A 20,131-nucleotide genomic window follows, 5' to 3' on the forward strand; every position below is an offset into this window, starting at 1 on the left:
TGTTCGTGCGGGTGGGCGCCGCCCGCTCGCCCACCGTCGAGCAGGCGCCGCCCTGCGCCTACGCCGATTCCCGGTGGACGAGTTCCGTCGGCAGGATCACCGCCGACGGTTCCTCGCCCGCGATCCGGGCCAGCAGCATCCGTACCATCTCGGAACTGATCCGGTCCCAGGGCTGGCGGATCGTGGTGAGCGAGGGCCGCGAGGACAGGGCGGCCGGGGAGTCGTCGAAGCCGCCCACGGCGATGTCCTCGGGCACCTTGCGGTCGGCGCGGGCGAGCGCGTCGAGGACTCCCTGGGCCATCAGGTCGGAGGCGACGAACACGGCGTCGACGTCCGGGGCCCGTTCCAGGAGGGCGCGGGCCGCGTCCTCGCCGCTGGCCCGGCTGTAGTCGCCGGCGGCGATCAGCGTCTCGTCGACGGGCAGCCCGCACTCGGCGAGCGTCTCGCGGTAGCCGGCGAGGCGTTCCACCCCGCCGGGGGTGTCGAGCGGTCCGGTGACGGTGGCGATCCGGCGCCGCCCGGAGGCGTACAGGTGGCGGACCATGTCGCGGGCGCCGTCGCGGTCGTCCGCGGCGACGTACCCGATCTTGGCGGTCTGACCGAGCGGCTTGCCGCAGGCGACGACGGGGACGCCGGCCTCGTGCAGCCGGGCCACCACGGGGTCGCCGGAGTGGCTGGAGACGAGGAGGACGCCGTCGACGTGGCCGGCCTCGATGTAGCGGAGGTTGCGGCGGCGCTCGTCCTCGGTGCCCGCGATCATCAGGAGCAGCGGGATGTCCTGGGCGGCGAGCGCCTGGGTGCAGGCGCGGAGCAGCACGTTGAAGTTGGGGTCCTCGAAGAAGCGCTCCTGCGGCTCGGTGAGGAGGAAGGCGACGGAGTCCGACCTGCCGGTGATCAGCGAGCGGGCGTGCCGGTTGACGACGTAGCCCGTTCTGCGGATGGCGGCGTCGACGGCGGCCTTCGCCGTCGGGCTGACGTAGTGGCCGCCGTTGAGGACCCGGGAGACGGTGCCGCGCGAGACCCCGGCCTCGCGGGCCACGTCGTGGATGGTCGCCGGTCGGCGCCTGCTCGCTGCTGCGCTCATGCTCTGTGTTTCCCCTCGATCCCCTGTGCTCAGGACTTTACGGCGCCGGAGAGCAGGTCGAGGCTCCAGAAGCGCTGGATGACCAGGAACAGGGCGATGAGCGGGACGATCGCGAGGAGCGCGCCGGTGATCACCAGGGTGTAGAGGGCGGGCGTGTTGGAGCCCTGGGCGAGCAGGGTGAAGAGGCCGACGGTCATCGGGAACTTCTCGTCGTCGCTGAGCATGATGTACGGCAGGAGGAAGTTGTTCCAGATGGCGACGAACTGGAAGAGGAAGATCGTCACCAGGCCGGGGCCCATCATCGGGACGGCGATCCTGAGGAAGATCCGCCACTCCCCCGCGCCGTCCATCCGGCCGGCCTCCACCAGCTCCGCGGGGACGGCGGCGCCGGCATAGACGCGGCCGAGGTAGACGCCGTACGGGGAGAGGATCAGCGGCAGCAGGACGGAGAGATGACTGTCCGTCAGGTCGACTTTCGCCATGAGCAGGTACTGCGGGACGGCGAGGATGACCGGGGGCATCAGGACGCCGGTGAGCAGGACGTTGAAGACGGTCTCCCGGCCGCGGAAGCGGTACATCGCGAGGGCGTAGCCGGAGACGGCCGAGACCATGGTGGAGAGGATCGCGCCGAGGCCCGCGTAGAACAGCGAGTTGCCCATCCACTTCCAGTAGACGCCGTCCCGGTAGGCGTCGAGGTCGGCGAGGTTGTCGGCGAATCCGCTGCCGGGGAGGAAGGTGAAGGTGGAGAAGAGTTCGGTGCCGGACTTGGTGGAGGCGACCACGACCCAGGCGACGGGGAGCAGGCAGTAGGCGGCGCCGAGCAGCAGGGCCGCCGTGGGCAGGACGGCGGTGCGGCGGGGGCGCGGGGGGCCGGGGGTGGTGCCGGCGGCGGGGGCGGACGTGCGGATCGGGGCGGTGGTGTCGAGCGTGCTCACCGGCTCCCTCCTTGCTTCGTGCGGGTGGTGGTGAGCCTGAGCAGGCCGAAGGAGAGCAGGAACGTGGCGAGGGCGAGGACGACGGCGGTGGCCGACGCACTGTGGACGTTCCCGGCGACGAAGGCGTCGCTGTACACCTTCATCAGGGGGCTCCAGGTGGTGGAGATGCCGTTGGTGAGCGGCTTGAGCGTGGTGGGCTCGGCGAAGACCTGGAGGGTCGCGATGATCGAGAAGAAGAAGGTGAGCACCAGGGAGGGGGCCACCATCGGGATCTTGATGCGGAGTGCGATCTGGAGCGGGGTGGCGCCGTCGAGCTCGGCCGCCTCGTACACCTCGGTGGGGATGGAGCGCAGCGAGGTGTAGATGACGATCATGTTGAAGCCGGTGCCGCCCCAGACGGCGATGTTGGCCATGGCGCCCATGAGCATGCCGCCGTCGAGGAGGTCGGGGCGGGGCAGGCCGGCCCGGTCGAGCAGGTGATGGAAGGGGCTGACGTCGGGCAGGTAGAGGAAGCCCCACAGGAGCGCGGCGACGACGCCGGGAATGGCGTACGGGAGGAAGATCGCGAGTCGGGCGAAGGAGCGGGCGCGGACCCGTTCGGTGTCCAGGAGCAGGGCGAAGAGCAGGGCGAGGCCCAGCATGACGGGGACGACGATCGCTCCGTAGCCGAGGACGCGGAGGGCTCCGTGGCCGAGTTCGGGGTCGGTGAGGGCGTCCGTGTAGTTCTCGATTCCGGCCCACACCTCGGAGCGGGCGCCCTTGCCGAGGCCGAGGCCCTTCACCTGGACCTTGTGGAGGCTGAGCCAGAGGGCGTAGCCGATGGGCAGGGCGAAGAAGAGGGCGAAGAGGACGACGGCGGGGAGGAGGAAGCCGTACGGGGCGGCCTTCACCCCGTACGGCGTCCGGCGTGCGGTGGTCACCGAGCGACCTCGAAGCCCTGCTTCTCCAGGTCGGCGACGGTGGCGTCCCGCATCGCGGTGAGCGCCTCGCCGAAGCCCGACCTGGCCTTGGCGGCCTTGCCGTAGCCGTCCTTGAAGGCGGAGTAGGCGACGTTCACGTTGGGGCCCCAGGCGGCCGGCGCGGTGGTCTTCGCGATCTCGGCGGCGCGGGCGTAGAAGTCGGGCTGCTGGGGGAAGTGGTCGGGGGCCTTGGCGAGGGCGCCGCTGGTCTGGGCGGCGGTGGCCGCCGGGTAGATGCCGCTCTCCTTGACGAGGGCGGCGAGGGCCTTCGGGTCGGTGTTCAGCCAGACGGCGAACCGGGCGGCGGCCTCCTTGTGCTTCGAGTCCGCGGTGACGGCGGTGGAGGAGCCGCCCCAACTGCCGGTGACGGAATCGCCCTTGGTCCACTGCGGGAGGGGCGCCATGGCCCACTTGCCCTTGGTGTCGGGGGCGGCGGTGGTCAGGACGCCGGGGGCCCAGACGGCGCTGACCCAGCCGATCTGCTTGCCGGTGTTGAGGGCCTTGTTCCAGGCGGGGGTGTACATCGGCTGGTTGTCGACGGCGCCTTCGGCGACCAGGCCGCCCCAGAAGTCGCTGACCTTGCGGGTGGCGGCGTCGTCGATGCCGACCTTCCAGGTGTCGCCCTCGAAGGTCCACCACTTGGCGCCGGCCTGCTGGGCGAGGCCGGCGAACTGGCCGGCGTCGTTGGCGGAGAACGTGGTGAGCGCCTTGCCGGGGGCCTTCTTCCGCAGCTCCCTCGCGGTGGTGGCGAACTCGTCCCAGGTGGTGGGGACGGAGAGGCCGTACTGCTGGAAGAGGTCCTGGCGGTAGAAGAACATCATCGGCCCGGAGTCCTGCGGCAGCGCGTAGACGGCGTCGCCGCCGAAGGTGGTCTGCTGCCAGACGCCGGGGGCGAAGTCGTCCTTCGCGTCCTGGGTCTCCTTCGCTATGTCGGCGAGGGCGTCGTTGCTGACGAGGGTCGGCAGCGCCTGGTACTCGGCCTGCACCAGGTCGGGGCCCTTGTGGGCCTTGGCCGCTGTGATGATCTTGGTGACCAGGTCGTCGCCGGAGGCCTGCTTCTGCACCGTGACCCGGATGTCGGGGTGTTCGGCGTTCCACAGGGCGGCGACCTTGTCCATGCCGGGCGCCCAGGCCCAGTAGGTGAGCTCGACGGGGCCGGATCCGGCGCCCGCCCCGCCGTCGGAGCCGGAGCCGGACCCGCAGGCGGTGAGCGTGGTGGCGCCGACGAGGACGGCGGTGGCGGCGGCGAGGCCGCGGCGCGTGAGGTGGGGCATGGGGATTCTCCCTGACCGAAAGGGGCCTCATCCAGGGAGGGTGAGGCCGGCCATGCATCTGTGAGCGTTCACAGTAGAGAAATGTTCCGGACACTTGTCAATGGTTGTTCGTGTGCGGTTATGTTGCGTTGCCCGCTCGTCATCGAGTGTGTGCACGTTCCCAGTTAACACGGCTTTCATCGATCGAGGTTTCAGGAGAGACTCATGACGCAGCCCACGCCCAAGGGCCTGCACCGGCTCGCGTTCGGCGGGGACTACAACCCCGAGCAGTGGCCGGAGAGCGTCTGGTGGGAGGACGTCCGGCTCATGCGGGAGGCCGGCGTCACCATGGTGAGCGTCGGGATCTTCTCCTGGGCCCTCCTCGAACCGGAGCCGGGCCGCTACGACTTCGGCTGGCTCGACCGGCTGCTCGACCTGCTCCACGAGCACGGCGTGCGGGTCGACCTCGGCACCCCTACCGTGGCACCACCCGCCTGGTTCTACCGCGCCCACCCGGAGGCCCTGCCCGTCACCGCCGAGGGAATCCGGTACTCGTACGGCTCACGCGGAGCGATCTGCCACAGCTCCGCCGCCTACCGCACGGCCGCCGCCGGCATCACCACCGCACTGGCCCGCCGCTACGGCGACCACCCCGCGCTCGCGCTCTGGCACGTCCACAACGAGTACGGCGTCCCCGTCAGCGCCTGCTACTGCGACAGCTGCGCCGCCCACTTCCGCCGCTGGCTCCACGGGACGTACGGCTCCGTGGAGGCCGTGAACGAGGCCTGGGGCACCGCCTTCTGGGGGCAGCGGTACGGCTCGTACGAGGAGATCGACCCGCCCCGGCTCACGCCCACCGTCGGCAACCCGGCGCAACGCCTCGACTACCGCCGCTTCACCGACACCACCCTCCGCGAGAACTTCCTGGCGGAACGGGACATCCTCCACGAGCTGGCGCCCGGCATCCCCGTCACCACCAACTTCATGACCGCCCTCAGCCAGTGCGACTCCCTCGACTACTGGGCCTGGGGCCGCGAGGTCGACCTCGTCACCAACGACCACTACCTCATCACCGACGGACGCCGCACCCACGTCAACCTCGCCATGGCCGCCGACCTCACCCGCTCCGTCGCCGGCGGCGCGCCCTGGCTGCTCCTCGAGCACTCGACGTCCGGGGTGAACTGGCAGCCGCGCAACCCGGCCAAGCGCCCCGGCGAGATGGCCCGCAACTCGCTCGCGCACGTCGCCCGCGGCTCCGACGGCGCCCTGTTCTTCCAGTGGCGGCAGTCCCGGCGCGGTGCCGAGAAGTTCCACTCCGCGATGCTCCCGCACGGCGGCACCGACACCCGGATCTGGCGCGAGGTCGTCGCCCTCGGCGCCGGCCTGGACGCGCTCAGCGGGGTACGCGGCACCCGGACCGTCCCCGACGTCGCCGTGCTCTGGGACTGGCACTCCTGGTGGGCGCAGGGCCTGGAGTGGCGCCCCAACGAGGCCCACGACGCCCGCGAGCGCGCCGACAGCTTCTACGAGGCCCTCTACGACCGGCACCTCACCGTCGACTTCGCCCACCCCGAGTCCGACCTCTCGGCCTACCCCCTGGTCGTCGTCCCCGCGCTCTACCTCACCACCGAGGCCTCCGGGCAGAACCTCCGCGCCTACGTCGAGAACGGCGGCACCCTCGTCGTCTCGTACTTCTCCGGGATCGTCGACGAGCACGACGCCGTGCACCCCGGGTCCTACCCCGGCGCGCTGCGGGACGTCCTCGGCGTGACCGTGGAGGAGTGGTCGCCGCTCCTCGACGACCAGCGCGTACGGATCGCGGGGCCGGACGGTGCCACCCTCACCGGCGACGTGTGGACGGAGTTCGTCCGGCCGTGCGGCGCCGAGACCGTCTGGACGTACGCGGACGGGCCCGCCGCCGGCGGGCCCGCCGTCACCCGGCACCGGCTCGGCCGGGGCACCGCCTGGTACGTCTCCACCCGGCTGGACGCGGCCGCGCTCGACGCGATCGTCGCCGCCGCCTGCGAGGACGCCGGAGTCGCCCCGCGCACCGCGCTCCCGCGAGACGTGGAGGTGGTGCGGCGCGCCGGGGAAGGCGGGACGTACGTCTTCGTCCTGAACCACACCGGCGAGGACGCGGAGGTGCCGCTGGACGGCGCCGGGACCGAACTCCTCACCGGCGGGACTCCGGCGGTCGGCACGCTCACCGTCCCGGCCGGCGCCGTCAGGGTCGTACGCCTGGACGCCTGACCGCACCGCCCCCTACCCCGGCCGGTCGCCGGGGCCCCCGTTCTCCCCGGGGACGGCGGCGCCCGCCGCCCCGCCCCCGGGCGAGCCGTGCCCCACGAGGAACCACCGCACGACACCTCCCGTCCGCCACCGTCGAAGGGACTCGACCATGCACCCCGCCCCCCGCAGACGCCGCTTCCGGCTGCGCGCCTCTGCCGTCGCCGCCGCGCTCGGCGCCCTCCTCCTGGCGCCGTTGCCCGCTGCCCCGCGAGCCGATGCCGCCGCCACCCTCACCAACGCCGGGTTCGAGGCCGGCGCCACCGGGACCGCCACCCCGGCCGGCTGGTCCACCTACTCGGCCGCCGGGCAGCACGCGGCCTCTTTCACCGAGGCCGGGGGCCGCGGCGGCGGGCACCGCCTCAGCCACTGGTCGGCGTCCGCGTACAAGGTGGAGACGTACCAGTACCTCTCCGGGCTCACCGACGGCACGTACACGCTGAGCGCCTGGGTGCGCTCGGGCGGCGGCCAGAACGCGGCCTACCTGGCCCTGCGCGGCTGCGGCTCCGCCGAGCGGCGCACCGACCTCCCGGTGACCTCGAACGGTGCCTGGATACGGCTCGTCACCTCCGTCGAGGTGACCGGCGGCGCCTGCACGGTCAGCATCAACTCGGACGCCGGAGCGGGTCATTGGCTCAACGTCGACGATCTCGCCTTCACCCCGGGGTCGACCGGGCTCACCGTGAAGGGCGTCGACCTGTCCACGCTCAAGAAGAGCCAGGACCTGGGCGGCGTCTACCGGACGAGCGCGGGCGCCGCCGGAGACCCGGTCGCGATCCTGCGGAACGCGGGCGCGAACTACGGACGTCTCAAGGTGTGGGTGAACCCCGCCGACGGCTACAACGACAAAGCCCGCGTCCTCGCCACCGCCCAGCGCGTCAAGGCCCAGGGCATGAAGCTGCTCGTCGACTTCCACTACTCCGACATCTGGGCCGACCCGGGCGCCCAGACCAAGCCCGCCGCCTGGCAGGGCCACTCGTACGCACAGCTGAGGACGGACGTGTACCAGCACACGTACGACGTCCTCAACGCCCTGAAGGCGCAGGGCACCACGGCCGACATGGTGCAGATCGGCAACGAGATCAACACCGGCATGCTGTGGCCCGAGGGTTCGACGAGCAACTGGTCACAGCTCGCGGGGCTGCTCGACTCGGGGATCTCGGCCGCCAAGGCGGTCTCCTCCGGCACGCAGATCGCCCTGCACCTCGCGCACGGCGGCGACAACGCCCTGTACCGGACGTGGTTCGACAACGCGAAGGCGCGGGGCGTGAACTACGACGTGATCGGGCTGTCCTTCTACGGCTACTGGCACGGCGCCCTCTCCTCGCTCCAGACCAACCTCGACGACATCTCGGCCCGTTACGGCAAGAAGGTCCTCGTCGTGGAGACCGCGTACCCGTTCCGCCTCGACAGCGAGGACACGCACGAGAACATCATCGACCTGCCGTCGGAGCTGGTCCCCGGCTATCCGGCGAGCCCGGCCGGGCAGTCGGCCTGGCTGCGGGACGTCATGAACGTCGTCGAGGCCGTCCCGAACGGCCGTGGCCTCGGAGTCGTCTACTGGGAGCCGGCCTGGACCGCCGTCGACGGCAACGGCTGGGACCCCGCCGACCCCTCCTCCGGCAACGGCTGGGAGAACCAGGCCCTGTTCGACTACGACAGCAGGCTGCTGCCGGCGGCGGGCCGGTTCGCCCACCGCTGACCGCACACCAGGAGGAGGGGGCGGGCTCGTGTCCGGGCCCGCCCCCTCCGGCTTCCCCCCTACCACTCGGCCGGCGAGCCGTCGTCCCGGCGCCAGGCCGGGTTGCGCCAGCGGTGCCCGGCCTCGGCCGTCCGCTCGACCGCCTTCGCGTCGACCTCGATGCCCAGGCCCGGTCCGGTGGGCAGGGCCACGTGCCCGTCCTCGTACCGGAAGACCGAGGGGTCGACCGGGTGGCCGAGGAGGTCGGAGGGCCCGATCGGCCGGATGCGCCGGCCCCGGGAGCGGCGGGACGGCCGGCGTGCCGGGTCCGCAGCCGCGGAGGCCTGAGGGGAGCGTCCGGAGCCTGGGCGGTCCCCGGTTCGCGCCCTCGGTCCGCGCCGCCCGCGGTCCGCGCCCCCGGGTCCGCGACCCCGTCAGGGCCTCCTCTGCGTCGAAGCGCTTCGATCTTCCTCTGCTCGTTCTCTGGACACGTCCACCCGGCCGCGTTACGGTCTCGCTGAGCTGCCGACGTGATCGTTCGACCGTGATCCTCCGACGGCGCGGCAGATCTTCGTCGAAGCGATTCACCACAGTCACGGCCCGCGGGGAGAACGGATGGTCACGCTTGCCGAGGTCGCCCGGCACGCCGGGGTGTCGGCCAGCACCGTGAGCTACGTCCTCAGCGGCAAGCGACCCATCTCGGAGGACACCCGGCAGCGGGTGCGGGACAGTATCGACCGGCTCGGCTACCAGCCCCACGCCGGCGCCCGCGCGCTCGCCAGCAGCCGGTCACGGATCATCGCGCTCATGGTGCCGCTGCGCACCGACATGTACGTTCCGGTGATGCTGGAGATCGCGGTCGCCGTCGCCACCGCCGCCCGCGCCCACGGCTACGACGTCCTGCTCCTCACCGGGGAGGAGGGCCCGTCGGCGCTGCGCCGGGTCACCGGCAGCGGGCTCGCCGAGGCGGTGATCCTCATGGACGTGCAACTCGACGACGAGCGGCTGCCGGTGCTGCGCGCGGAGGGCCCGCCGGCCGTCCTCGTCGGCATGCCCGCGGATCCCGCGGGGCTCAACTGCGTCGACCTGGACTTCGCGGCGGCCGGGGCGCTGTGCGTGGAGCATCTGGCCGGTCTCGGACATCGGGAGATCGCAGTGATAGGCGAGTCCCCCGGTGTCTACGCGCGGCACACCGGCTTCGCCGAGCGGACCCTGCGCGGGCTGCGCGACCGGGCGGCCGGACTCGGGGTCCGCCTGCTCCACCGGCCGTGCGAGGGCGGTCACGACGCCGTGGCGGCGGTGCTCGCCCGGATCCTCGACGAGCGGCCGGCGACCAGTGCCTTCGTCGTGCAGAACGAGACGGCCGTCGAGCCGCTGCTCGCGCTGCTGCGGCGGACGGGCAGGGCCGTACCGGAGGACGTGTCGGTGGTCGCGGTGTGCGCCGACCAGATCGCCGCCCAGGCCTCGGTGGCCGTGAGCTCGGTGCCGATCCCGGCGCAGGAGCTGGGCCGCAGGGCGGTGGAGCGGCTCGTCGGGCGCCTGACCCGGCCGGAGGGGGAGGGCGCCGTCGGAGTCGAACTCCTGACTCCCGCACTGACGGTACGGGCCAGCTCGGGCCCGGCACCGCGCGCCGGCGGGGACTGACGGCCCGCGCCGGACGCCCCACGCGGGTAGGGGGAACCCGCGCGCGCCGCACCCCCGCGAGACGGGCCCTGCACCCCCACGAGACCCGGGTCCCCCACCCCCACCGCCACGAGACGCCGGCCCCACGCCCCCCACCCCCGCGAGACGCGCCCTCAGGAGTCGACGGTCCGCTCCTCGCCCGCGTGCAGGACCAGGCGGCTCGTCCCCCTCGGGGTCCTGAGGTCGATCTCCGCGTCCCGGTCGGGGTGGAGGACCGCCCGGTACGCCCCTGGTGACCACGTGAGGTCCAGGCGGGCGCCGAACCGGGTCCGTACGCCCGTCAGTCGCCCGCGCGGGCACCGGTCCGGCGGCGCGGGCAGCAGGACGAGCCGCCCGGGCGTGGACTGGACGAGGGCCTCGATGAGGAGTGCGGGCAGGGTGTGCGCGGCGTCGGCGTTGTAGACGTCACGGGCCGGGTAGTGCGCGCTCATCAGGGAGTCGTGGAAGTAGTCGCCGGTGAGCACGCGCGCGAGTGCGGCGCCCGTACGGCCCGCGTCCCCCAACCGGGCCGCGACCAGGCCGTGGTGGAGGTGTCCGTGGGCCGAGTCGTTCTCGGGGCCCCGGAGTTCGAGGGCGCGCAGGGCGGCCCCGGCGAGGGCGGGGGTGTCGTACGGGTTGATCTCGTCCAGCGGCCAGACGGGGTAGAGGTGGCTGAGGTGCCGGTGGTCGTAGCGGTCGTCGAGTCCGGCCCAGGCCCATTCGGCGAGCGCTCCGTCGCCGTTGACCCGGTACTCCGGGAGCCGGGCGGCGAGCGCCCGCAGACGGGTGGCGTCCGGGGCCGACGCCCGCTCGGCGGCGGCGCGCAGGGCGTGCCGGGCGGCGGCGACGTCCATGGTGGCGTTCACGGCCGCGCCCCCGCTCCATCCGCGCGGCCGGTTCTCCGGGGAGTAGGAGGGGACGACGGCGATCCGCCCGTCGGGGCCGGTCCGGGTGAGGAAGTCCTCGTAGAAGAGGGCGAGTTCGCGGAGGAGGAGCGAGGTCCTGGGGTCTCGCCGTCCGTGTGCCTCCTCGTCGTCGAGGAGCGGTTTGAGGAGCCAGTCGGCGCCCGCCGTCCACAGGTGGAGCGGGTAGTCGCGGCTGAAGTGGTACGAGTGCCCCGAGATGCCGTCGGTGTGGGAGGGGGCGACGATGCCACGGGTCCCGAAGATCGCGCGGGCGTTGTCCCGCCAGTCCTCCACCTGCCGGTGGAGCAGGGCCGCGTGGGCCTCCGTCACCTCGGGGAGGTCGGCGACGACGGCGGACGCGGTCTGGAGGTTGAGGTTGGCGTCGGTGGTGAACGCCCCGGACCAGGCCGTCTCCCACTCCCCCGTCCAGAGGCCCGTGAGCCGGGGCGGGTGCGTACCGGAGGAGGAGAGCAGGTGGTAGCGGCCCGCGGCGAAGAGGCGTTCCAGGAGGGCGGGGCTGTCGGGGCGACGGAGGAGGGCCGAACCCGGCAGGGCCCGGTCGGCCTCGTCCGCGCCGAGGTCGAGGGTGACACGCCGGTAGGCGGTGCCGTGCAGGGCGGTGTGGCGGGCGAGCAGCCGGGCGTGCAGCGCCTCGGGGTCGACGGGCGGTCCTCCGCCGGCCAGCGCCCGCAGGGCTTCCGTCCCTCCGGTCGTGTCGGGGTCCCCGGTGTGGCTTCGTACCCGGGTGAGGAGCAGCAGCCGTCCGGCGCCCTCGACGCGGAGGCCGGAGGCCGTGACGGTGGTGCGTCCGCCGTCGGTGAGCAGGAGGGTGAGGCCGGTGTAGCCGAGTGCGCTGCCGGGGTAGCGGACCCGCAGGGTGAGGACGGTCTCCCCGCGGGCGGTGGCGACGCCGCGCCCCGCCTCCAGGTCGGCGGGGACGCCGGGCAGCCGGTGGTCGAGCTCGATCTCCACGACGGGCCCGGGCGAGGTGACGTACTGGACGAGGACGTCGTCGGCGCGGGAGACGAAGACCTCGCTCCGCCGCTCCCCGCGGAGGCAGGAGACGACCCCGGTGGTGAAGTCCACGGAGCGGCGTACGGGGAGGGCGGGGATGTCGGGCGGTCGCCGGACCCGGGTCAGGAAACCGGGGTGGAAGGGCCGCACCCAGCGCAGGGGTCGCCCGTCCGTGAACGCTGCGGCCGCTGTCGGATCCCCCGCGAGCAGGGCGTCCTGGAGGGCGGGGAGCGCGGCGGCGAGCCGGGGCGGCGCGGTGGCGGCGGGCGGGTTGTTCGGCCGTACGAGGGTGTGGTGGGTGACGATCACCCGGTCGTCCTCGGGGTCGCCGTGGACCAGCGCGCCGTGGCGGCCGTTGCCGGTGAGGAAGGCGTCCTCCCAGCGGGAGGCGGGCGCGGGTTCCCAGGTGCCGTGCACGACGGACGTTCCCCCGCCGCCGTGACCGGTGGCGGAAGCGGTCGCGTACGTGCGGGGCGGGGTCACGTCATCGGGGATCGGCATCCGGCTCTCCGTGGGCGAGGGGGACTTCGGGTGGGTCAGCCCTTCACGGCGCCGGTGAGCATGCCCTTCCTGAAGTGCTTCTGGACGAAGGGCGAGAGGACGGCGACGGGGAGCAGCGCGAGGACCATGACCGCCATCTGGACCGCGAGCCCGGAGAGGTCTCCCGCCTTGACGGCCTGGCCGAGACCGACGGGGATCTCCTGCTTCTGGACGAGCTGGATGAGGACGTTCTGCAGCGGCATCATGTTCTGGTCGCTGAGGTAGATGGAGGCGTTGAACCAGGCGCTCCAGTAGCCGACCGCGTAGAAGAGGGTGATGACGGCGATGACCGCCCGGGACAGCGGCATCACGATCTGCCAGAGGATCCGCAGGTCTCCCGCACCGTCGATACGGGCGCTGTCGACGAGTTCGGGCGAGACGCCCATGAAGAAGCCGCGCAGCACGAGGATGTTGAAGACGCTGACGGCGCTCGGGAGGATCAGCGCGAGGTAGGTGTCGGTCAGACCGAGGGTCTGCACCAGGAGGTACGTGGGGATGAGGCCGGCGCCGAAGAACATGGTGGCCATCAGGGTCAGCAGCAGGAAGCGGTGGCCGAGCGAGCCGGGCCGGGAGAGTCCGTACGCGCAGAGGATCGACACGGCCATGGAGAAGAGCGTGCCGGTCAGGGTGACGAGGACGCTGACGACGGCGGCGCGGGTGACCTGGCCGCCGCTGAGGAGTTCCTGGTAGGCGATGAAGGTGATGTCCCTGGGGACGACCACCAGACCGCCGGTCTCCGTGATCGTCCTCTTGGAGGAGAGGCTGGTGACGACCACGATCCACAGGGGGAACAGGACCGCGAGGCAGGCGAGGACGAGGACCGCGCCCTTGGCCGCGAGTCCGGCCCTGCCGGGCGGTTCCTCCCACACGGGTCGGGTGGGCGCCGCCCACCGGGACCTGGGACTCCGGGTCACTTCCGGTACACCCCCTGCTCGCCCATGAGGTGGGCCGCCTTGTTCGCCGAGAGGACGAGCACGAGACCGACGACTCCCTTGACCAGTCCGGCCGCGGCCGCGTAGCTGAAGTCCTGGCTGCGCAGACCGGTCCACCACACGAAGGTGTCGAGGACTTCGGCAGCCCCCGGCCCGACGGCGTCGCGCTGGAGCAGCAGTTGTTCGAAGCCGACGGTCAGGGCGTCGCCCACGCGCAGGACGAGCAGCAGCGCGATGACGGGACGCAGCGCGGGCAGGGTGACGTGCCACATGCGGCGCCACCGGTTCGCGCCGTCCATGGCGGCGGCCTCGTACAGGTCCTGGTTGACGGCGGCGAGTGCGGCGAGGAAGACGATGACGCCCCAGCCCGCGTCCTTCCAGATGCCCTCGGCGGTGACGAGGAACTTGAAGACGGCCGGGTCGGTCATCAGGTCGAAACCCTCGTGGCCGTGCTGCCGGAGCGTCTGCGCGATGATCCCCGCGCCGCCCAGGATCTGCTGGAAGACCGTGATGACGAGGACCCAGGAGAAGAAGTGCGGCAGGTACAGGACGGCCTGGACGATCGCCCTGACCCGGGGCCGCAGGACGCTGTTGACCAGCAGGGCGAGCGCGATGGGCACCGGGAAGAAGAGCAGCAGCTGGAGGAGGAACAGGACGAGGGTGTTCTCGACGGCGTGCCAGAACCCGGGGTCGGCGAGGACCCGTTCGAACTGGGCGAGTCCGACCCAGGGGCTCTCCAGCATGGCCGTGACGCCGTTGGTGGAGACGTACGGGTCGTAGTCCTGGAAGGCGACCACGTTCCCGAGGATCGGCACGTAGTGGAAGACCAGGACGAGCGCGAGGGCGGGGGCGGTCATGAGGAGGAGGGTCCGGTCGCGCCGGAGCCGTCTGCCGAGCGGGACGCGCCCGTCCGTTCGGCTCCGGCGGCGGTCGCCGCGCGGAGGCGGGCCGGCGGCGGCCCGCCCTGCCGGGTCCGGCCTGTGGGTGTCGAGCGTGCTCACGGTCAGCTCGCCGTGGAGCCGTTGGTGTCGAGGAGCTTGCGGTACCAGTCGCGCAGCTGGTCGCCGCCCTTCGTCTTCCACTCGGAGACGGCCTGCTGCATGTCGGAGATCTTCTTGCGGCCCCGGACGATGTCCTTCTCCAACTGCTCGAAGTCGTTCATCAGGCCGGTCCACCGGGAGGGTTCGGTGACCGTCATGCCGTAGAAGGAGGACTTGGAGGTGACGGCGCCCATGCGCTGCTGCCACTCGATCATGGCCCGGGTGACGTCGGGGGTGTCGGGGTGGGCGATGTAGGGGGCGGGGCTGGCGACGAACATCCAGGAGCTGCTGACCTCCTGGTTGCCCTTGTCGGTCTTGACCGGCAGGCCGTCCTTGACGGTGTGGTGGACGCCCTCGACCCCGTAGTCGGTGAGCATCCGCTCCTTGGTGCCGTAGGGGGCCGCCGTGAAGTCGGCCATGGCGAGGACGTCCTCGATGAGCGCTTTGGAGCTGCCCTTCCTGACGAAGGCCCAGATGTTGGCGGGGTTGGTGGCCCACAGCTTCGGGAGGCCGCCCGCGTGACCCGGGATGTCCATCGCGGCCATGGCGAACGACGGGTTCTGCGCCGCCTGTTCGGCGGACTTGGCGTACCAGTGGGAGAGGTCGTTGTTGTAGATCAGGCACTGGCCGGCGGTGAAGCGGTTGCCGGTGTCGCCCTGGTTCTGGGCCCTCTCGTCGGGGTGGACGACTCCGGCGTCGTAGAGCTTGCGGGTCCACTCCAGGGCTTCGAGGTACTCGGGGGTCTCGATACGGTTGACCAGCTTGCCGTCGACCAGGTGCCAGCCGAGCGCCTTGTCGCTGCCGGGCAGCACGCCGAACATGTTGTACGCGGTCCAGGTCATGTCGCCGCAGGCCCACACCTTCGCCCTGGCGCTGGTGATCTCCTTGGCGAGCGCGAGGAACTCCGCCGCGCTCTCGGGGAGTTGCCAGCCCTTGGCGTCGAAGAGGTCCTTGCGGTAGAAGGGCGCGATGTTGGTGACGGAGGAGGCCGGCATGGGCAGGCCGCGGAGCCTGCCGCCGAAGAGGGAGCGCTGCCAGGCGTCGGTGGGGATCGCCGCGAGGTTGGGGTAGGCCTTGACCTTGTCGCCGGAGAGGTACGGGCCGAGGTCCTCGAACTTGGCGTCGATCGCGCTCGGGATCTTGCCTCCGAGGTTCCAGCTGGGGACGACGACCACGTCGGGGATCTCGCTGGACGCGAGGACGGCGCCGAGCTTCTGGTCGTAGACGTTGCCGTCCTGGTTCTGCCAGGCCGCCCGGACGCCGATGGCCTCGTTCATGGCCGTGTAGTACGGGTTGTCGGGGGCGGGCGGGGGTCCCCAGAAGGGGGCCATGACGGTGACGGCGCCGCCCTTGCCCCGCTTCGCGGCGACGGAGGCCTTGAGGTCGGCGCTCGGTACGGCGCGGGTGAAGCCGGCCGCCGAGCCGTTCTTCGGCGCGATGTCGGGGGCGACGACGGCGCTGGGGACGAAGGCGGGGAGGAGCTTCGCCGCGTCCTTGCCGGTGGTGGTGCCGTCCTTCTTCCCGTCGTCCGTTCCGCCGCCCCCGCAGGCCGTGAGCAGCGGTGCGCCGCCGGCCACCGCCGCGGCGGCGACGGCGGTGGAGGCGAGGAAGCCCCTGCGGCTCGGGGCGGCTCTCCGGGAGCCCGTGGAGACGGCGTTCGGCGTCATTGCGTCAACCCTTCATGGCACGCGCCAGGACCAGCGGCCCGTGGAGGTGCCGGCCGGCTGCGGTGGTGGAGGTGGTGCGGGGCGGGGCGGATCCCGGGCGCCTGCGACGGTGGAGTCGAAGCGCTTCGACATTGCTGCGAGGTTAAGTGAACGTCACGGACGCGGCAAGGGTCGTTCCGCAGAAACTCACCGGATCTCCGCGCCCAAGTGCGGCCGGACGCGGGGGAGATGACCGTCGAAGCGCTTCGAAATGACTGCCCGGCCAGGAGCCGACGTGGTCCTGGTGGGGGGACGGAAACCTCCTTCGCGACCGTGGACCCGTGGACGGGTGGCTACGTCTCTGTCGCCGCCGGGGGCGTGGAGGTTGCCGCCGACCTGAGATCCGCGGATCCGCGGGGCGGGCGCGAACGCGCGGCGGCCAGGGCGCCGGGCAGCGCCACCGCGACGAGCACCTTGCGCCACACCGGTCCTCGTACCGCCCGTGTGTTCGTCATGACCCCCGGCCCCAGGGCCGCCGCCCGCGGGCGACGGAAGGAAGGCCCCAGGCCGGGGCCGTAGAAAACGCTTGCGCGAAGCATTGACGAAACACCCACGTCCCCCTAGCTTCATGCCCGTTGCACTTCGTACGTCATATATGAGACGCGATACATGAGATCTGAGAGCGCGCCATGTCCTTCGCCCCCAGTCCCATCCCCTCCCGCACCCAGTACGTCCTCGAAGCGATCAAGCACGACATCCTCACCGGGGGACTCAGACCCGGCCAGGCGCTGGTGGAGACCGAACTCGCGGCCCGTTTCGGGGTGTCGAAGACCCCGGTCCGCGAGGCGCTCAAGACCCTCGCGGGCAGCGGACTCGTGGTGATGAGCCAGTACAAGGGCGTCACGGTCCGGATGGTCGACGCGGACATGGCCCGTGCCGTCTACGACGTACGGCTGCTCCTCGAGCCCGAGGCGGTCCGCCGCGCCGTCGCCTCCGGGGCCCCGCTCGACACGGCCCACGAGGCCCTGCGACGCGCCGCCGGCGCCGAGGACCCGGCCGAACGGTCCCTGGCCAACCGGGACTTCCACCGCGCGCTCTACCTGCCCTGCGGCAACCCGCTGCTCGGCCGCATGCTCGACGAGGTTCGTGACCAGGCCGCGCTCGTCTCCACGGTCGCCTGGGCCGCCGTCCCCTCCTGGGAGCGCGAAGCGGCGGAGCACGAGGCGATCCTGCGGCTCGCCGTCGCGGGTGACGTCGACGGGGCCGGCCGGGCCGTGCACGCCCACATCGCGTCGTTCGTCGAGCGCGCCTTCCCCCACTCCCCCCTGGACAGCGAATGAGCGGGCAGCAGCACGTGAGCATCGATTTCGAGACCCTCAGGACCGCCCTCGCCGACGTCGTGGCCATCCCGGTGACCCCGTTCGCCGAGGACGGCTCCGTGGACACCGTCACGCACCGCGCGCTGCTGCGCCGGCTGCTCGACGGCGGGGTCCGCACCCTCACCCCCAACGGCAACACCGGGGAGTTCTACGCCCTCACCCCCGAGGAGCGCCGCCTCCTCACCGAGGTGACCGTGGAGGAGGCCGGCGACCGCGCCGCGATCCTGGTCGGCATCGGCCATGACGTACCGACGGCGGTGGAGGCGGCCCGGCACGCACGGGCCACCGGTGCCGGGATGGTGATGGTCCACCAGCCGGTCCACCCGTACGTCTCCGAGAGCGGCTGGGTCGACTACCACCGGGCCATCGCCGAGGCCGTCCCGGAACTCGGTGTCGTCCCCTACATCCGCAACCCGCTGCTGAGCGGGGCCCGGCTCGCCGAACTCGGCGCCGCCTGCCCCAACGTCATCGGGGTGAAGTACGCGGTCCCCGACGCGGCCCGGTTCGCCGGCTTCGCCCGGGACGCGGGCCTCGACCGGTTCGTGTGGGTGGCGGGGCTCGCCGAGCCGTACGCCCCCGCCTACTTCGCGAGCGGCGCCACCGGCTTCACCTCGGGCCTGGTCAACGTCTCCCCCGCCGTCTCCCTGGAGATGCTGGGCGCCCTGCGGGCGGGCGACTACACGGCCGCCATGAAGGTGTGGGAGCGGATCCGTCGCTTCGAGGAGCTGCGCGCGGCGAACGGCAGCGCCGACAACGTGACCGTGGTCAAGGAGGCCCTCGCCTCCCTCGGGCTCTGCCGCCGCTCCGTCCGCCCGCCGAGCCGGGAACTCCCGGAGTCCGAGCGGGCCGAGGTCGCCGCGATAGCCGCCGGCTGGTCGGCATGAGCGGCGACGGGACCCGGCGCACCGAGCAGGGACCCGACGAGCTGCGGTCCACCGGACAGGGGCCGATCGAACAGCGTCCCGCCGCGCCGCGGTCAGCCGGGCAGCCGTCCACGGGAGGGCTGCGGCCCGAGCAGCTCCGGAGCCACCAGTGGTACGGCACGGACGGGCTGCGGTCGTTCAGCCACCGTGCCCGCACCCGGCAGCTCGGCTATCTGCCCGAGGAGCACCTCGGCAAGCCGGTGATCGCGATCCTCAACACCTGGTCCGACATCAACCCGTGCCACGTCCATCTGCGCGACCGCGCCCAGGCCGTGAAGCGGGGGGTGTGGCAGGCGGGCGGCTTTCCGCTCGAGTTCCCGGTCTCCACCCTTTCGGAGACCTTCCAGAAGCCGACCCCGATGCTCTACCGCAATCTGCTCGCCCTGGAGACCGAGGAGCTGCTCCGCTCGTACCCGGTGGACGGGGCGGTGCTGATGGGCGGCTGCGACAAGACGACCCCGGCGCTCCTGATGGGCGCGGCCTCGGTCGACCTGCCGACCGTGTTCGTGCCGGCGGGGCCGATGCTGCCGGGGCACTGGCGGGGGGAGACTCTCGGGTCCGGCACGGACATGTGGAAGTACTGGGACGAGAAGCGGGCCGGTCTCATCGGGGACTGCGAGATGGCGGAGCTGGAGAACGGCCTCGCCCGCTCCCCCGGTCACTGCATGACGATGGGCACGGCCTCCACGCTGACGGCGGCCGCCGAGACCCTGGGCGTGACCGTGCCGGGCGCCTCGTCGGTGCCGGCGGTGGACTCGGGGCACGACCGGATGGCTGCGGCGTCGGGGCTGCGGATCGTGGAACTCGTACGGCAGGACCTGCGTCTTTCGCGGCTCCTGACGGCGGAGGCCTACGAGGACGCGGTCGCCGCGGTGCTCGCGCTCGGCGGCTCGACCAACGCGGTCATCCATCTGATCGCGATGGCGGGGCGGTCGGGGGTGAAGCTGACGCTCGACGACTTCGACCGGATCGCGCGGACGGTCCCGGTGCTCGCGAACCTGCGGCCCGGCGGCCGGTATCTGATGGAGGACTTCCACTTCGCCGGCGGGATGACGGGCTTCCTCTCCCGGCTGACCGACGTCCTGCACCTGGACCGGCCCACCGTCTCCCACCCCACGCTGCGGGAGCAGCTGGAGGGGGCCCTCGTCCATGACGACGAGGTGATCCGGGTCCGGTCGAGGCCGCTGGCGGCCGAGGGCGGGGTGGCGGTGCTGCGCGGCAACCTGTGCCCCGACGGCGCGGTCATCAAGCACATCGCGGCCGAGCCCCGGTTGCTCGCGCACACCGGTCCGGCGGTCGTCTTCGACGACTACCGCTCGATGCAGCGGACGATCGACGATCCGGCGCTCGGCATCACGGCCGACCACGTGCTGGTGCTGCGGGGTGCGGGTCCCAAGGGCGGTCCGGGGATGCCGGAGTACGGCATGCTGCCCATCCCCCGGTACCTCCTGGAGCAGGGGGTACGGGACATGGTGCGGATCTCCGACGCGCGGATGAGCGGGACGAGCTACGGGGCGTGCGTGCTGCACGTGGCGCCCGAGTCGTATGTCGGCGGGCCCCTCGCCCTGGTCCGCACGGGCGACACGATCACCCTCGACGTCGCGGCGCGCTCCCTCCACCTGCACGTCCCGGACGAGGAGCTGGACCGCCGCAGGGAGGCGTGGACCCCGCCGCCGCCCCGGTACGAACGCGGCTACGGCGCGCTCTACATGGAGCAGATCTCGCAGGCCGACACCGGCTGCGACTTCGAGTTCCTGGCGCGGCCGGGCGCCACCCCCGATCCGTACGCGGGCTGAGACCCCACCCGTACACCCCACCGGCCGCAGCCGCGCCACGCGCCCCTCCGGCCCCCTGTCTCCACCCTGCCCGCACCCCGTCCGACCTGTCCGACA

At 72.4% G+C, this 20,131-nt stretch carries 15 protein-coding genes; 6 read left to right on the forward strand and 9 right to left on the reverse strand.

The features are described 5' to 3' along the window. Positions 1 to 58: 58 nt before the first annotated feature. The 4 genes from ACFWV2_RS06940 to ACFWV2_RS06955 are packed head-to-tail and all read right to left on the reverse strand — an operon-like array spanning position 59 to position 4,252. Positions 59 to 1,084 carry a LacI family DNA-binding transcriptional regulator gene (locus tag ACFWV2_RS06940; protein ID WP_384402811.1) on the reverse strand — a complete coding sequence of 342 codons (1,026 nt, stop codon included), beginning with the start codon at positions 1,082 to 1,084 and terminating at the stop codon, positions 59 to 61. 29 nt (positions 1,085 to 1,113) lie between these two features. Then, positions 1,114 to 1,992 (reverse strand): carbohydrate ABC transporter permease, encoded by an 879-nt coding sequence (locus ACFWV2_RS06945; RefSeq protein WP_384403268.1) that lies wholly within the window; start codon positions 1,990 to 1,992, stop codon positions 1,114 to 1,116. A 23-nt stretch (positions 1,993 to 2,015) separates the two neighbouring features. Beyond that, positions 2,016 to 2,939, reverse strand: a complete 924-nt coding sequence (locus ACFWV2_RS06950; protein WP_360787503.1) for a sugar ABC transporter permease — start codon at positions 2,937 to 2,939, stop codon at positions 2,016 to 2,018. Beyond that, positions 2,936 to 4,252, reverse strand: a complete 1,317-nt coding sequence (locus ACFWV2_RS06955; RefSeq protein WP_384402815.1) for an ABC transporter substrate-binding protein — start codon at positions 4,250 to 4,252, stop codon at positions 2,936 to 2,938. The genes ACFWV2_RS06950 and ACFWV2_RS06955 overlap by 4 nt, the downstream gene beginning before the upstream one ends. Before the next feature lie 204 nt (positions 4,253 to 4,456). Here ACFWV2_RS06955 and ACFWV2_RS06960 point away from each other — a divergent pair, with 204 nt between their 5' ends. Both ACFWV2_RS06960 and ACFWV2_RS06965 read left to right on the forward strand, forming a co-directional pair. Further along, positions 4,457 to 6,481 carry a beta-galactosidase gene (locus tag ACFWV2_RS06960; RefSeq protein WP_384402819.1) on the forward strand — a complete coding sequence of 675 codons (2,025 nt, stop codon included), beginning with the start codon at positions 4,457 to 4,459 and terminating at the stop codon, positions 6,479 to 6,481. 148 nt (positions 6,482 to 6,629) lie between these two features. Then, positions 6,630 to 8,219 carry an arabinogalactan endo-beta-1,4-galactanase gene (locus ACFWV2_RS06965; RefSeq protein WP_384402822.1) on the forward strand — a complete coding sequence of 530 codons (1,590 nt, stop codon included), beginning with the start codon at positions 6,630 to 6,632 and terminating at the stop codon, positions 8,217 to 8,219. Positions 8,220 to 8,278: 59 nt separating this feature from the next. Here the strand turns inward: ACFWV2_RS06965 and ACFWV2_RS06970 are convergent, their stop codons facing one another. Next, a complete protein-coding gene (locus tag ACFWV2_RS06970) occupies positions 8,279 to 8,410 on the reverse strand; it encodes a hypothetical protein (protein WP_384402825.1) in 132 nt (43 codons plus the stop codon). A gap of 403 nt (positions 8,411 to 8,813) precedes the next feature. On the opposite strand from ACFWV2_RS06970, the gene ACFWV2_RS06975 reads away from it, so the two are divergent. After that, positions 8,814 to 9,842 (forward strand): LacI family DNA-binding transcriptional regulator, encoded by a 1,029-nt coding sequence (locus ACFWV2_RS06975; protein WP_384402828.1) that lies wholly within the window; start codon positions 8,814 to 8,816, stop codon positions 9,840 to 9,842. Positions 9,843 to 9,994: 152 nt separating this feature from the next. Here the strand turns inward: ACFWV2_RS06975 and ACFWV2_RS06980 are convergent, their stop codons facing one another. The 4 genes from ACFWV2_RS06980 to ACFWV2_RS06995 are packed head-to-tail and all read right to left on the reverse strand — an operon-like array spanning position 9,995 to position 15,958. Then, positions 9,995 to 12,280, reverse strand: a complete 2,286-nt coding sequence (locus ACFWV2_RS06980; protein WP_384402831.1) for a glycoside hydrolase N-terminal domain-containing protein — start codon at positions 12,278 to 12,280, stop codon at positions 9,995 to 9,997. A 35-nt stretch (positions 12,281 to 12,315) separates the two neighbouring features. Further along, positions 12,316 to 13,233, reverse strand: coding sequence for a carbohydrate ABC transporter permease (locus ACFWV2_RS06985; protein ID WP_384402835.1), 918 nt, complete (start codon positions 13,231 to 13,233; stop codon positions 12,316 to 12,318). Further along, positions 13,230 to 14,252, reverse strand: a complete 1,023-nt coding sequence (locus ACFWV2_RS06990; RefSeq protein ID WP_384402838.1) for an ABC transporter permease — start codon at positions 14,250 to 14,252, stop codon at positions 13,230 to 13,232. Before ACFWV2_RS06990 ends, ACFWV2_RS06985 begins: the two co-directional genes overlap by 4 nt. Positions 14,253 to 14,254: 2 nt before the next feature. Beyond that, the gene (locus tag ACFWV2_RS06995; RefSeq protein ID WP_384402842.1) at positions 14,255 to 15,958 is read right to left on the reverse strand and encodes a Tat pathway signal sequence domain protein; all 1,704 of its coding nucleotides are present in this window, start codon (positions 15,956 to 15,958) and stop codon (positions 14,255 to 14,257) included. Positions 15,959 to 16,626: 668 nt separating this feature from the next. Here ACFWV2_RS06995 and ACFWV2_RS07000 point away from each other — a divergent pair. From ACFWV2_RS07000 to araD, 3 genes are read left to right on the forward strand one after another with little or no spacing between them, the layout of a single operon-like run. Then, positions 16,627 to 17,277, forward strand: coding sequence for a GntR family transcriptional regulator (locus ACFWV2_RS07000; protein ID WP_360787479.1), 651 nt, complete (start codon positions 16,627 to 16,629; stop codon positions 17,275 to 17,277). A gap of 14 nt (positions 17,278 to 17,291) precedes the next feature. Then, positions 17,292 to 18,200 (forward strand): dihydrodipicolinate synthase family protein, encoded by a 909-nt coding sequence (locus ACFWV2_RS07005; RefSeq protein ID WP_384402846.1) that lies wholly within the window; start codon positions 17,292 to 17,294, stop codon positions 18,198 to 18,200. Beyond that, complete coding sequence (gene araD / locus ACFWV2_RS07010) at positions 18,197 to 20,035, forward strand: L-arabinonate dehydratase (protein ID WP_384402849.1); 1,839 nt, start codon at positions 18,197 to 18,199, stop codon at positions 20,033 to 20,035. The genes ACFWV2_RS07005 and araD overlap by 4 nt, the downstream gene beginning before the upstream one ends. The last annotated feature ends 96 nt before the right edge of the window (positions 20,036 to 20,131 follow it).

This window comes from Streptomyces sp. NPDC058671 (assembly GCF_042716475.1).
Lineage (GTDB): Bacteria > Actinomycetota > Actinomycetes > Streptomycetales > Streptomycetaceae > Streptomyces.